The 12,727-nt window shown below is 65.4% G+C and carries 12 protein-coding genes; 4 read left to right on the top strand and 8 right to left on the bottom strand.

Annotated elements, in window-relative coordinates:
• The first annotated feature begins 92 nt into the window (after positions 1-92).
• Entirely contained in the window at positions 93-881 is a 789-nt protein-coding gene (locus tag P5W98_RS21440) for a CDP-diacylglycerol diphosphatase (protein WP_421026088.1), read from the top strand.
• Here P5W98_RS21440 and P5W98_RS21435 read toward each other — a convergent pair.
• Positions 811-1,314 carry a MarR family winged helix-turn-helix transcriptional regulator gene (locus tag P5W98_RS21435; RefSeq protein WP_421026089.1) on the bottom strand — a complete coding sequence of 168 codons (504 nt, stop codon included), beginning with the start codon at positions 1,312-1,314 and terminating at the stop codon, positions 811-813. The two genes, P5W98_RS21440 and P5W98_RS21435, sit on opposite strands and share 71 nt — an antisense overlap.
• A gap of 66 nt (positions 1,315-1,380) precedes the next feature.
• On the opposite strand from P5W98_RS21435, the gene P5W98_RS21430 reads away from it, so the two are divergent.
• A complete protein-coding gene (locus P5W98_RS21430) occupies positions 1,381-1,854 on the top strand; it encodes a carboxymuconolactone decarboxylase family protein (protein ID WP_421026090.1) in 474 nt (157 codons plus the stop codon).
• Between the two features lie 5 nt (positions 1,855-1,859).
• Here P5W98_RS21430 and P5W98_RS21425 read toward each other — a convergent pair whose 3' ends face one another.
• From P5W98_RS21425 to P5W98_RS21400, 6 genes are all read right to left on the bottom strand, one after another.
• Positions 1,860-2,018, bottom strand: a complete 159-nt coding sequence (locus P5W98_RS21425; RefSeq protein ID WP_421042716.1) for a hypothetical protein — start codon at positions 2,016-2,018, stop codon at positions 1,860-1,862.
• A gap of 68 nt (positions 2,019-2,086) precedes the next feature.
• Complete coding sequence (locus tag P5W98_RS21420) at positions 2,087-3,253, bottom strand: DUF4382 domain-containing protein (RefSeq protein WP_421026091.1); 1,167 nt, start codon at positions 3,251-3,253, stop codon at positions 2,087-2,089.
• 105 nt (positions 3,254-3,358) lie between these two features.
• Positions 3,359-5,377: an acetyl/propionyl/methylcrotonyl-CoA carboxylase subunit alpha gene (locus P5W98_RS21415; RefSeq protein ID WP_421026092.1), complete on the bottom strand. Its 2,019-nt coding sequence runs from the start codon at positions 5,375-5,377 to the stop codon at positions 3,359-3,361.
• A gap of 48 nt (positions 5,378-5,425) precedes the next feature.
• Entirely contained in the window at positions 5,426-6,217 is a 792-nt protein-coding gene (locus P5W98_RS21410; protein ID WP_421027038.1) for an enoyl-CoA hydratase/isomerase family protein, read from the bottom strand.
• A gap of 23 nt (positions 6,218-6,240) precedes the next feature.
• The gene (locus tag P5W98_RS21405) at positions 6,241-7,848 is read right to left on the bottom strand and encodes a carboxyl transferase domain-containing protein (RefSeq protein WP_421026093.1); all 1,608 of its coding nucleotides are present in this window, start codon (positions 7,846-7,848) and stop codon (positions 6,241-6,243) included.
• A gap of 24 nt (positions 7,849-7,872) precedes the next feature.
• Positions 7,873-9,054 carry an isovaleryl-CoA dehydrogenase gene (locus tag P5W98_RS21400; protein WP_421026094.1) on the bottom strand — a complete coding sequence of 394 codons (1,182 nt, stop codon included), beginning with the start codon at positions 9,052-9,054 and terminating at the stop codon, positions 7,873-7,875.
• 270 nt (positions 9,055-9,324) lie between these two features.
• Here P5W98_RS21400 and P5W98_RS21395 point away from each other — a divergent pair, with 270 nt between their 5' ends.
• Complete coding sequence (locus tag P5W98_RS21395; protein ID WP_421026095.1) at positions 9,325-10,071, top strand: TetR/AcrR family transcriptional regulator; 747 nt, start codon at positions 9,325-9,327, stop codon at positions 10,069-10,071.
• Positions 10,072-10,135: 64 nt separating this feature from the next.
• Positions 10,136-11,146 (top strand): DUF2891 domain-containing protein, encoded by a 1,011-nt coding sequence (locus P5W98_RS21390; protein WP_421026096.1) that lies wholly within the window; start codon positions 10,136-10,138, stop codon positions 11,144-11,146.
• 59 nt (positions 11,147-11,205) lie between these two features.
• Here P5W98_RS21390 and P5W98_RS21385 read toward each other — a convergent pair whose 3' ends face one another.
• Positions 11,206-12,705, bottom strand: a complete 1,500-nt coding sequence (locus tag P5W98_RS21385; RefSeq protein ID WP_421026097.1) for a chemotaxis protein CheW — start codon at positions 12,703-12,705, stop codon at positions 11,206-11,208.
• Positions 12,706-12,727 lie beyond the last annotated feature (22 nt).

Below are 12,727 nucleotides of genomic sequence, written 5' to 3'. Positions count from 1 at the left end.
ACGTCCGTATAGCGCCGATGCCTCAAGTTTCCTTTGCTGCATCCTCCCTCCGTGCCGCGCGTTTCGCTTCGTTCGCTGCAGCGTTGGCCACCGTGTTGCTCACCACCAGTTGCGTGCGTCTTTCCACGCTCGACTCAAACGGGCTCTGGAAGGTCGTTGGCGAACAATGCGTGCCGAACGCGCGCGACAAAGGCGATCCCGGCCCTTGCACGAGCGTCGATTTCCAGAAGCGCTATGCGGTGCTCAAGGACATCAACGGGCGCGCGCAATATCTGCTGATCCCGACCGACCGCGTGCCCGGCATCGAAAGCCCCGAGATTCTCTATGGCGGATCGCCCGAATACTGGGTTGGTGCGTGGGCCGCGGGCCGTTACGTGGACGCAAAACTAAAGATGACGCTCGCGCCCACACAACTCGGCCTCGAAATCAATGCTTCACAGCGGCGCTCGCAAAACCAGTTGCACATCCATGTCGATTGCATGCGCAACGATATTGCCGACGCACTCGCGCCATATCGCCACGACGCGCCCGGCACGTGGCGCTGGACGACGCTGGACGGCAAGCGCTATCGCGTCACGCGCGTGATGAGCCTCTCCGATCAGGGCAATCCTTTCCGCATCGTCGAGCGCGGTCTGGGGCCGAAGCAAAGCATGGCCGTGCAGACGATTCTCGTGACCGGCGCCGGCCCCGACACCGCGCGCGACGGCTGGCTCGTCGTCAATAGCGGGCTGGACGTGGAAGGCGGCATCGGCACCGCCGAAGGGCTGCTCGATCATTCGTGCGCACTCGCTCGCGCGCCGGGCACGACGCTCACACCGCTTCGTCTTCGCGCGCCAGACGCGCGAGCCAGCGGCGTATCACCTGCTCTTCGTCCTGGGTGAAGCCTTCGGTCATCTGTGCCTCGAGTTTCTTCACGCGCGCGCGGCACTGCTTGAGCAAGATCTCGCCCCCACTCGTCACCTCGATCTGCTGAATGCGGCCGTGCACCGGATGCGGCCGGCGCTCGATCGCGCCGCTGCGTTCGAGATTCGCGACGATCACGCTAACCGTCTGCGGCGTCAGCACCGCGAGCCGCGCAAGATCGGCGCCGGACACGCCGGGATAGGCGGCGAGCATCGTCAGCACCACGAATTGCGGCGGCGTGATGCCGAGATCGGCCAGCGCGCGCTCCATGCGCAAGCGCTGCGCCGCGCCCGCCTGGCGTAGCAGATAGCCCATATGGCCGGACTCGCCACGCTTGCCTTCGCCGGGGGCGGGAATGGGCGCGCTGCGCTCGCCCTGGGTTTTTGTCGCGGATTTCGCGGTCTTGCGCATGATGTCAGAGTTCGAATATGATGTTCGTGCTCTGATGTTATCCGGCAACCGACGCGAGGTCCAGTCATGTCCAGCCCATCCTCCCGCATCAGCTACGAAGACTTCCGGCGCGAAGCCGCCCAGGTGGCCAGCGCGCTTTCGACCATGAGCAAGGCCGTCGACGATTCAGGCCTGGAAAAAACCCTCACCGAGTTGCTGAAGATCCGCGCGTCGCAAATCAATGGCTGCGCGTTCTGCATTCAATTTCATTTGAATATCGCGCGCGAAAAGAACGTGGCGCGCGCGAAGCTCGATCTGGTGGCTGCGTGGCATGAGGCGCCCACGCTTTATAGCGAGCGCGAGCAAGCCGCGCTGGCCTATACGGAAGCGCTCACCTCGAAGGTGCACGAAGGAGTGAGCGATGCGCTGTACCGGAAGGTGGCGGAGCAGTTTCCCGGGGAGCAGTTGGCGTTCTTGACGGCCGCCATCGCCAATATCAATGCGTGGAACCGGATTGCGGTGGCGCTGCGGTTTGCGCCACCGGTGAATGAGGGGACGTAAAGGTCCTAGCAGTTGCCTTTTTTCGCCTGACCAGGCGGGCAGAAGCCATTGCCCGGACCGCCTTGGGGCGCGACCACGACGCCCGCCGGCGGCGGCACGTATACCGCGCACCCGCTCAATCCCAGCCCTGCCGCAGCCAGAAGCCCAATCGCGATTTTTTTCATCTCGTTCTCCGCAACAAAAGGAAAGGGCCGCAAGCGACCCTTTCCAATCATACTGCCTGATTCGTCATTCAAAACGCGAAGTTGACACCCGTCGGGTTGGTCGCCGCGTTCACGTTCGCCGACTGCACCGCGCCAGACTCCGCATCGGCCTCGATCGTGTATTGCCCCGCAACGGTCGACGCCGCCGTGAGCGAGATCGGCAGTGCATTCGAGTAGGTCCCGGCGAACGGCGCGCCCGTCGGCAGCGACAGCGCGTAGTTGCCGGTATCCGCATTCGCATTGATAGCCGAGATCTCATACGGACTCCCGCCGATCACCTGCAGGGCGCGCACGAGTGCCTGCGCGGAGGACGTCGCGTTGCCGCTCACGCTGCCCATCGGCGATGCCGGCAGCGTGATGGGCGCGGCCGAGGTCGACACCGGCGTGTCCGCGTTCACCACCACGGGCACCGAGCGGACGATACCCGACGCAAAATCGTTCTCCACGATCACGACGTCGTAGTTGCCCTGCGTCGAGCTCTGGACGAGCGGCGACAGCACGAACTTGCCGGTGCTGTCGGCAATCGTCCCCTTGACGACCTTGCCGTTTTGCTCCGCATACACGGTTGCGCCCGCCTCGGCTTGCGCGACGTAGCCCGAGATCGAACCGCTCACGACGGTGGGCGTCGCGGTCACGACCGGCTTCATCTGATAGCCGCCATTGCCCTTCTGCACGATCGACTTGCACGCGTTGAAGTCGAGGATGAGATCGACGAGTGTGTTCGGCTGCACCGTGAACGGCGTGATGATCTTGTAGCCGCTTTGGGTCGCGCTCGGCGTCGCGAGCGGCTGTTCGGCGCCGCCCGTGGGCACGACCGAGTTCGATAGCGTATTGCCTGTGTTCGGCACGAGCACAAGACGGACTTGCTGATATTGGCCAGCCGGCAGCGCGGTCTGGCCGAGGTCGGCGAGCGCGCCGTTGGTCAGCGACAGCAAGTCGATCTTCTCAGGCGTCGCCAGCGTAATGGTCGACCAGCCGGCGTCGTTGTCACCCGCGTTTGCACTCGCGTTTACCCGAACCTGCGAGACCGTGACGAACACGTGATCGAAGCCGCAAGACGGTGCGTCGGTCATGGCGACCTTCAGCGTGCCGGTCTGCGCGGTGCTGCCGCTATCGCTGCCGCCTCCACCGCCACACCCTGCAAGTGCGAGCGGAATCAGGCCTGTGAGGACTAAAGCCTTCCACGTTGCGTTCATGATGTTCGCCTCCCTCATGTTGTTGGTGCGCGAAGCATAGCTTTTTGTCAGCTCACAGTTTGGACAATTTTGAAACCGATCGTAACAACTCGCTCACCGCTCCGTTCAGCCGGCTTCGAGCACCAGCAGCTGGGCGCCATCGGCCACCTGGTCGCCCACTGCATAAAGCACTTCGGTCACTTTGCCAGCCGCCGGCGCACCGATGGTGTGCTCCATTTTCATGGCCTCCATCACGATGAGCGGCGCGCCCTTCTCCACCACCGCGCCCGCCTCCACGAGCACAGCAATTACCTTGCCCGGCATGGGCGCCGTGAGGCGGCCTTCGCCGTGCTCGGCATCCGCTGCGTGCGCAAGCAGGTTCTGCCACTCGAACGCCATGCTCGCGCCAAGGCAAAACACGTGGAACACGTCGCCGTCGATGAACACGCGGCCCGTCACGCGATTGTTGCCGATGGCCGCCCCGTATTCGTTCGCACCCTCACCACGCCACCACGTGTAGCGCTCCTGGCTACCCACGCATGCGAGCGTCTGTGCGCCGCCGTCATGGGTAAACACCGTCGACAATGTCTTATCGCTTTCGATGTCGCGCCATCCGAAGGTCTGCTCGAAGCCGCCATTCAGACGCCAGTGCGCGAGCGCCTGCCACGGCGATGCGCCCCGGCCCAGGCCACCCTCGCGCGCGATCAGCGCCGCGCTGGCCAGCGCGAGCGCCGCGCGCAACGGCTTCGCTTGAGGCGCGAACAGCGCATCGTGATGACGCTCGATGAGGCCCGTGTCGAGATCCGCATTCGCGAACGGCTCGCAAGTCACGAGCCGGTGCAGGAACTCGACGTTCGTATGCGGGCCGACAACCTCGCACTCTTCCAGCGCGCGCCGCATGCGCGCGAGTGCATCGTCGCGCGTTGCGCCGTGCACAATGAGCTTGGCGATCATCGGGTCGTAGAACGGTGTGATGGTGTCGCACTCGCGCACACCGCTGTCGATGCGCACGCTTGCGCGCTCGCTGCCATCGCCACCATTGCCGATGCTGAACTCGACGCCCGCAGGCATGCGCAAATGCTTGAGCGTGCCCGTCGACGGCAGAAAGCCGCGCGCCGGATTCTCTGCATAGATGCGCGCCTCCAGCGCGTGCCCCGTCACCGTGAGCTGCGACTGTTCGAGCGGCAGCGGGTCGCCCGCGGCCACGCGCAATTGCCATTCGACGAGATCGAGGCCCGTGACCATTTCCGTCACCGGGTGTTCGACTTGCAAGCGCGTATTCATCTCCATGAAGTAGAAGTCCGCGCCCGTCATGATGAACTCGACGGTACCCGCGCCCACGTAGTTCACCGCGCGCGCCGCCGCCACCGCGGCTTCGCCCATCGCGCGCCGCACGCTCGCATCGAGACCCGGCGCTGGCGCTTCTTCGAGCACTTTCTGGTGACGGCGCTGCACCGAGCAATCGCGGTCGAACAGATACACCGCGCCGCCGTGCTTATCCGCGAACACTTGCACTTCCACGTGACGGGGGCGCATGAGGTACTTCTCAATCAGCACGCGGTCGTTGCCGAAGCTGCTCGCGGCCTCGCGCTTGCACGATGCGAGCGCCGCCGCGAAGTCCTCGCTGCGCTCGACCACGCGCATGCCCTTGCCGCCGCCGCCCGCGCTCGCCTTGAGCAGCACGGGATAGCCCATCGCGTCGGCTTCGCGCTGGAGCAGCGCGGGATCCTGGTCGTCGCCGTGGTAGCCCGGCACGAGCGGCACCGCGGCTGCATGCATGAGCGCCTTGGCGGCGGCCTTCGAGCCCATCGCGGCGATCGCCTCCACCGGCGGTCCGATGAAGACGATGCCGGCCGCTTCGCACGCACGTCCGAAATCTTCGTTTTCCGAAAGAAACCCGTAGCCCGGGTGAATGGCCTGCGCCCCGGTCGCCCTCGCGGCCTCGATGATGCGCTCGATGCGCAGATAGCTCTGCTGCGCGCTCGCCTCGCCGATGTACACGGCTTCGTCGCATGCGGCAACGTGCTTGGCGTTCGCATCGGCGTCCGAATAAACGGCCACGCTCTTCACGCCAAGGCGGCGGCAGGTGGCCGCGACGCGGCAGGCAATCTCGCCCCGGTTGGCGATCAGAATCTTGTTGAACATGAGAGGTCTCGCTTTTTGGCTCGGGTTCGCCTGTCGATTACGCTGCGATCACGCGGGATCACGCCAGCGCGGTGTGCGCTTTTCGAGGAACGACGACACACCGTCGCGACCCTCCTCGCTCGCGCGAATGCGGGCAATGCGCATGGCGGTGTCTTCGATCAGCGCATCGTCGATCGATTCGCCCGCGATGTCCTGCACGAGCTGCTTGCATTCGCGCACCGCGTTCGGGCTGTTTGCACAAAGCGTGCCGGCGATGCGCGCCACTGTGGCGTCCAGTTCGTCCGCGCTCACCGCCTCGCTCACGAGGCCGAGGCGCAGCGCCGTCGCGCAATCGAGCGCCTCGGCCGTGACGAAGTAGCGGCGCGACGCCTGCTCGCCGAGCGCGCGAATCACATACGGCGCGATGGTCGCGGGCATGAGCCCGAGGCGCGCTTCGGAAAGGCAGAAGTTCGCGGTCTGCGCGGCCACGACGACATCGGCCGCGCAAACGAGACCCATGCCGCCGGCGTACGCGTCGCCGTGCACGCGCGCGATCACGGGCTTCGGACAGCGGTAGACAGCGGAGAGCATGTGCGCGAGGCGCAGGGCATCGGCGCGGTTTTCCTGGTCGGAGTAGCCGGCCATCTTGCGCATCCAGTTCAGGTCCGCGCCCGCGCAGAACGCCTTGCCGTTGCCCGCGAGCACGATGACGCGCACGTCGTCGCGTGCGCCGAGCGCGGTGAAGGCGGCCGTGACATCGGCAATCATCGTCTCGTTGAACGCGTTGCGCACGTCGGGTCGATTGAGCGTCACGGTCGCGACCTGGGCCTTCACGTCGACCAGCAGCGTTTCGTATTGCATCGTCATGGTCTGGTTCTCCGCGCTTACATGCGGAACACGCCGAAGTGCGTGTCTTCGATCGGCGCGTTCATCGTGGCCGACAGCCCGAGACCGAGCACGTCGCGCGTCTGGGCCGGATCGATCACGCCGTCGTCCCACAGGCGCGCGCTCGCATAATACGGATGCCCCTGGCGCTCATACTGGTCGCGGATCGGCTGCTTGAAGGCCTCTTCCTCTTCCGCGCTCCACGTGCCGCCCTTGCCTTCGATGCCATCGCGGCGCACCGTGGCGAGCACGGAAGCAGCCTGCTCGCCGCCCATCACCGAGATGCGCGCATTCGGCCACATCCACAGGAAACGCGGCGAGTATGCGCGGCCGCACATTCCGTAATTGCCCGCGCCGAACGAGCCGCCGATGATGACCGTGAACTTCGGCACCTTTGCCGTGGCCACCGCGGTCACCATCTTCGCGCCGTTGCGCGCGATGCCTTCGTTCTCGTACTTGCGGCCCACCATGAAGCCCGTGATGTTCTGCAGGAACACGAGCGGAATCTTGCGCTGGCAGCACAGCTCGATGAAGTGCGCGCCCTTGAGCGCCGACTCGGAAAAGAGAATGCCGTTGTTCGCGACGATCCCCACCGGGTGGCCCCAGATATGCGCGAAGCCCGTGACGAGCGTGGTGCCGTAGCGCGCCTTGAATTCGTCGAAGGCCGAGTCGTCGACGATGCGAGCGATCACCTCGCGCACGTCGAAAGGCTTGCGCGTATCCACGGGAATCACGCCGTAGACGCTCTTTGCGTCGTAGCGCGGTGGCAGCGGGTCGCGCAACACGACAGGTGGCGTTTTCGTGCGGTTCAGGTTGCCGACGATCGAACGCGCGATCGCGAGCGCATGTGCGTCGTTCTGCGCGAGATGATCGGCCACACCGGAAAGACGCGTGTGCACGTCGCCGCCGCCGAGATCCTCGGCGCTCACTTCTTCGCCGGTTGCAGCCTTCACGAGCGGTGGCCCGCCCAGGAAAATCGTGCCCTGGTTCTTCACGATGATCGACTCGTCGCTCATCGCCGGCACGTAAGCGCCGCCCGCGGTGCACGAACCCATCACCACGGCAATCTGCGGAATGCCTTGCGACGAGAGATTCGCCTGGTTATAGAAAATGCGGCCGAAGTGGTCGCGATCGGGGAACACATCGTCCTGGTTGGGCAGATTCGCACCGCCCGAATCGACGAGATACACGCACGGCAGATGGTTTTCCTGCGCGATTTCCTGCGCGCGCACGTGCTTCTTCACGGTCACGGGATAGTACGTGCCGCCCTTCACGGTGGCGTCGTTGCAGACGATCACGCATTCCTGGCCCGCAATGCGTCCGATGCCCGTGATGATGCCCGCGCCCGGCGCGGCGTCGTGATACATGCCGTAGGCCGCAAGTTGCGAGAACTCGAGAAACGGCGTGCCCGGGTCGAGCAGTTGCGCGATGCGCTCGCGCGGCAGCAGCTTGCCGCGCGAGACGTGCTTGTCGCGCGCCGCCTCGCCGCCGCCGAGCGACAGCTTCTGGATCTTCTCGCGCAGGTCCGCGACCAGCGCCTCGAGCGCGGCGGCATTCGTCTTGAAGTCATCCGAGCGCGGATTGAGCTTCGATTCGATGATCGGCATCTCGTCTATCCTCAGGATTGCGAATCAGGCGGTTTCCGCGAACAGCTCGCGGCCGATCAGCATGCGGCGAATCTCGCTCGTGCCCGCGCCGATTTCGTAGAGCTTCGCGTCACGCCAGAGGCGCCCGACCGGATACTCGTTGATATAGCCATTGCCGCCGAGGATCTGGATGGCCTCGCCGGCCATCCACGTGGCCTTTTCGGCGGTGTAGAGAATCACGCCAGCGCAGTCCTTGCGCACCTGGCGCACGTGCTCCGTGCCGATCGAGTCGAGCTGGCGGCCAACCGCGTAGAGATACGCGCGGCAGGCCTGGAAGGTGGTGTAGAGATCCGCGACCTTGCCCTGGATGAGCTGGAATTCGCCGATGGCCTGGCCGAACTGCTTGCGCTCGTGAATGTACGGCACGACCGCATCCATCACGGCCGCCATGATGCCCGTGGGGCCGCCCGCGAGCACGGCGCGCTCGTAATCGAGGCCGCTCATGAGCACCTTCACGCCGCCGTTGAGCTGACCGAGGATATTTTCCTCGGGCACTTCGACGTCCTGAAACACGAGCTCGCCCGTGTGCGAGCCGCGCATGCCGAGCTTGTCGAGCTTTTGCGCCACGGAGAAGCCCTTCATGCCCTTCTCGACGATGAACGCCGTGATGCCGCGCGGGCCCGCTTCGAGATCGGTCTTCGCGTAGACCACGAGCGTGTCGCAATCGGGGCCGTTGGTGATCCACATCTTCGTGCCGTTGAGCACGTATTTATCGCCCTTCTTATCGGCACGCAGCTTCATGCTGACCACGTCCGAGCCGGCGTTCGGCTCGCTCATTGCGAGCGCGCCCACGTGCTCGCCCGAAACGAGCTTCGGCAGGTACTTGCGCTTTTGCGCCTCGGTGCCGTTGCGGTGGATCTGGTTCACGCACAGGTTCGAATGGGCGCCATACGAGAGGCCGACCGACGCCGAGGCGCGCGAGATTTCCTCCATCGCCACCATGTGTGCGGTGTAGCCCATGTTCGCGCCGCCGTATTCCTCGGAGACGGTCATGCCGAGCACGCCCAGATCGCCGAACTTGCGCCAGAGGTCCATCGGAAACTGGTCGGTGCGGTCGATCTCGCCCGCGCGCGGGGCGATTTCCTTTGCCGCGAAGTTCGCGATGCTGTCGCGCAGCATTTCGACTTCTTCGCCAAGCGGGAACTGCAAACCGGGTACGTTGCTCATCTGCGTGTCTCCTGTCGATAGGACCTGGCGCTTTAGCGCCAGGTCCTATCCCATGCAAAGCTCAATTGGACGCGGGCCTTTTCGCGGGTGACGCGACTGGCCCTTCGGGGACATATTTCACGCCACATTTACGTTAACGTCAATAGGTATTTTTGAGCTGCACTCAGATTTCTTATTTCACCGCTGGAACTGCATGATTACCGCCTTGAAAAGCGGGAAACCTGGTGCATAATCTGCATCAATCCCGCCGAGAACTGAATTTAGCTCAGAATGTCGACCGCACCCACTTCCTTCATGCCCGCGTCGCGCCGCCAGCCGGCGGGCCGCAAGTCCCAGCAGCGCGTCAAGGAGATTCTCGAGGCGGGGCGCGAGGTGTTTTCCGAAAAGGGCTACGCGCGCGCCACCACAGCCGAGATCGCGCAGCGCCTGTCCATTTCCGAAGCCACGGTGTTCAGCTACTTTCGCGGCAAGCGCGAACTATGCGCGCGCGTGATCGGCGACTGGTATGACGAATCGATCGAGGCCATCGAGGCGGGCCTGCCGCACGACGGCACCGTGCGCCAGCAGTTTGCATTCATCGTGCGCATGCATCTGCGCCTGATGCTGGAGAGCGGCACGGGCATCTGCGAACTGGTGCTCTCGGAAGGGCGTACGCGCCATCACGAACTCAGCGAGGCGCTGACGGAAATGCAGCGCCGCTACACGGCGCCGCTCATGCGCGTGCTCGCGCGCGGTCAGGAATGCGGGCAGATCCGCAACGACATGCCGCTGCGCCTGCTGCGCTCCCTCATTTTCGGGCCGATGGAGCATGTGCTCTGGGACGCAACGCTCGCTAACCGCCGCACCGATATCGACGCCACGGCAGAGAAGCTCGCCGATGTGTTGTGGAATGCACTGCAACCGCCCAATATCGAACTGGCCGCGCTAGCGCAATTCAGCCAGGACGTGAACGAGGCGATGCGCCGCCTCGAAAGCGAACGCGCGCCGCGCAAGGCGGGCGGCCAGGTTTCGCGCTAAGCTGGCGCTTTCGCATCCGCGCGCTTCCAGCGCCCCGACGCCCAGTCGCCACGCACAGACCGCCATGCACGCTACGCTCACCGCTGCGCTCGCCTCCCGCTTCGCATCTCTCGCGCTCGCTCACCTCACGCGCGAATATCCGAACAAGCTCACCCATTCGCTGGCCGGGCCGCAGGACGTACAGCGGCCGCGCGCGCTGCATCCGGTGTTCTACGGCAGCTACGACTGGCATTCGTGCGTGCATGGCTATTGGCTCGTCGCGCATCTGCTGGAGCACTTCCCGGACTTGCCCGAAGCGCCACGCATCGTCGCCGTGATCGACGAGCATTTCACCGATGCGAAGATGGCCGGCGAGCGCGCCTATCTCGACCTCGAACATAATCGCGGCTTCGAGCGCCCTTATGGCTGGGCCTGGCTGCTCGCGCTCGCGGCGCAACTGCACGGCATGAAGTCGCCCGAGGCGCAGCGCTGGTCGCGCACGCTCACGCCGCTCACCGAGGCGTTTGTCGAGCGCTTCGAGGAATTCCTGCCGAAAGCGACGTACCCGCTGCGCGTGGGCACGCACTTCAACACCGCGTTCGCGCTCACGCTCGCGTACGACTTCGCGCGCCAGACTTCGCGCGATGCACTTGCGCGCCTGATCGAAGACACGGCGCGGCGCTGGCATACGAACGATGCGGGATGCCAGGCGTGGGAGCCGTCGGGCGACGAGTTCCTCTCGCCCACGCTGATGGAAGCCGTGCTGATGAGCCGCGTTATGAGCCGTGAAGAATTCCTCGCGTGGTTCGGGCGCTTCCTGCCCGCGCTGGCCGCGCGCGAGCCGGCCACGCTGTTTCAGCCCGCCACGGTCACCGACCGCACCGACGGCAAGATCGCCCATCTCGACGGCCTGAACCTGAGCCGCGCGTGGTGCCAGCGCACGCTCGCGCGCACGCTGCCTGCGGGCGACGCGCGCGCGGACGTCCTGCGCGCAGCGGCGCAGACGCACCTGGACGCAGCGCTCGATCACGTCGCCGGCGACTATATGGGCGAGCACTGGCTCGCCAGCTTCGCAACGCTCGCGCTCGAAGCCTGAACGCCGCGCATTGCAGATCGCGCGCGCCGCTGGCTCAGCGGCGGCGCGCAAACCCACGTTCAAAACGCTGCCGCTTCCTCGGCCACCCGCTCGCACAGCGGGACAGGGTCGAGCAGCATCAAGGTGCCCTGTCCCGGCAACTCCACCGCCTCGCGCATGTCGCCGCGGGTCTGCGTGCCAGCAGCGCGCGTGAACATCTCGGGCATCGTCAACTGCGCACTGCCGTTGAGCGTGACGATGTCCTCCACTGAATCGACCAGCAGTCCGTATTTTTCGCCGCGATGCTCGACGATCAGAATCTTCGCGCGCGCGAGGTCCTCGTAGGGCGGCATCGCATACATCGAACGCACGTCGATAACGGTCACGAGCACACCGCGCAAGTTCAGCACGCCGCGCACGAACGACGGCAGGCCCGGCGTCTTGACGATGTCGTCGCGGTAGTCGATCACCTCGCGCAACTCGGCAATGCGCACGCCGATCAATTGGCCGATGCGGAAGGTCACGAGGGTTTGGCGCGTGCCGCCCCGCTTTCGAGCGGAATCGGCCGCCTGCGCCGCGTTGCGGTAGAGATCGCGATGCGTCGCCGCCAGCGTCGCGAGGCGCTCGTTCGCAAAGAGCGCGCCGGCGTTCACGAGCAGCACGCCGGTCGAGTCCCCCGCTGCGAGGTAGCCCGCGAACAACGAGCGATGCGCGCCCCCATATGAAGGCATCTGCAATAGCTCGTCTTCGTGGTACGCGACGATGCTCGCGACTTCGTCCACCAGCAGACCGAAGCATCCCTCGTCCCGGTTGAGCACCACGATGCGCCGCTCCTCGGCGGCCACTGTGGCCGCAGCGACATCAGGCGCGCGCGCAAAGCCGAGGAACGCGCCGAAATCGAGCACCGGCACGGTTGCGCCGCGCAGGTTGAGCATGCCGATGCACACGTCGTCGGCCATCGGCGAATGCTGCAGCGCCGGCACGCGGATGATCTCCTGAATCGCCCCCATCGGCAGCGCGAGCGCGGTGCCCCCCACCTTGAACGACACATTCTGGCGCCGCTGCCCCTGCTGCGCCCTGCGCTCCGTTGTGCGCGCAACTGGTTGCGCGAAATGCGGCACGTCGCGCAGCCCGAGCAGCGCCGCCGCGGAAAGCACCTGCAGAATGCGCTCGCCGCCGTCGAGCTTGAGCACCGCGCCGATCGCCGCCGACGCGCCGCCTTCGACGGGCTCAATCGCAATCACCTGATCTTTGGGCACGCGCAGAATCTCGCCGGTCGCGTCGAACCGCAGGCCCACGCGCATGCCCGACGCCTCCACAATGGCGATCTTGCGTGCGAGCGCCGTGCCTTCGTCGGGCAAGTGCAGCAACTGGTGCAGATCCACGACGGGAATCAGCGTGCCGCGCAGATTGAACAGCCCGAGCAGATAGGGCGGCGCGAGCGGAACCGGCGTCAGCGCCTCGGGGTGATTGACGACCTCCTGGAGCGCCGCGACGGGCAGCGCGAGCTCCGTGCCGGCCAGCAGGAACGATCCGTACAGCTCGAGCTGGCCGCCCGTGGCGAGCGTTCGATGGTTCATCGTGAAGCTCCGTAGCTAATGA

The organism is Paraburkholderia sp. A1BS-2L (genome assembly GCF_051125205.1).
GTDB lineage: Bacteria > Pseudomonadota > Gammaproteobacteria > Burkholderiales > Burkholderiaceae > Paraburkholderia.
The sequence above is the reverse complement of the archived record's forward strand: the minus strand, read 5'-3'. Positions and strand labels throughout refer to the sequence as shown.

What these genes read in the sequence shown, in the direction of transcription:
- P5W98_RS21435 (WP_421026089.1), bottom strand. Translation starts at nt 1,314, where the DNA reads ATGCGCAAGACCGCGAAATCCGCGACAAAAACCCAGGGCGAGCGCAGC.
- P5W98_RS21430 (WP_421026090.1), top strand. Translation starts at nt 1,381, where the DNA reads ATGTCCAGCCCATCCTCCCGCATCAGCTACGAAGACTTCCGGCGCGAA.
- P5W98_RS21425 (WP_421042716.1), bottom strand. Translation starts at nt 2,018, where the DNA reads ATGAAAAAAATCGCGATTGGGCTTCTGGCTGCGGCAGGGCTGGGATTG.
- P5W98_RS21420 (WP_421026091.1), bottom strand. Translation starts at nt 3,253, where the DNA reads ATGAACGCAACGTGGAAGGCTTTAGTCCTCACAGGCCTGATTCCGCTC.
- P5W98_RS21415 (WP_421026092.1), bottom strand. Translation starts at nt 5,377, where the DNA reads ATGTTCAACAAGATTCTGATCGCCAACCGGGGCGAGATTGCCTGCCGC.
- P5W98_RS21410 (WP_421027038.1), bottom strand. Translation starts at nt 6,217, where the DNA reads ATGCAATACGAAACGCTGCTGGTCGACGTGAAGGCCCAGGTCGCGACC.
- P5W98_RS21405 (WP_421026093.1), bottom strand. Translation starts at nt 7,848, where the DNA reads ATGCCGATCATCGAATCGAAGCTCAATCCGCGCTCGGATGACTTCAAG.
- P5W98_RS21400 (WP_421026094.1), bottom strand. Translation starts at nt 9,054, where the DNA reads ATGAGCAACGTACCCGGTTTGCAGTTCCCGCTTGGCGAAGAAGTCGAA.
- P5W98_RS21395 (WP_421026095.1), top strand. Translation starts at nt 9,325, where the DNA reads ATGTCGACCGCACCCACTTCCTTCATGCCCGCGTCGCGCCGCCAGCCG.
- P5W98_RS21390 (WP_421026096.1), top strand. Translation starts at nt 10,136, where the DNA reads ATGCACGCTACGCTCACCGCTGCGCTCGCCTCCCGCTTCGCATCTCTC.
- P5W98_RS21385 (WP_421026097.1), bottom strand. Translation starts at nt 12,705, where the DNA reads ATGAACCATCGAACGCTCGCCACGGGCGGCCAGCTCGAGCTGTACGGA.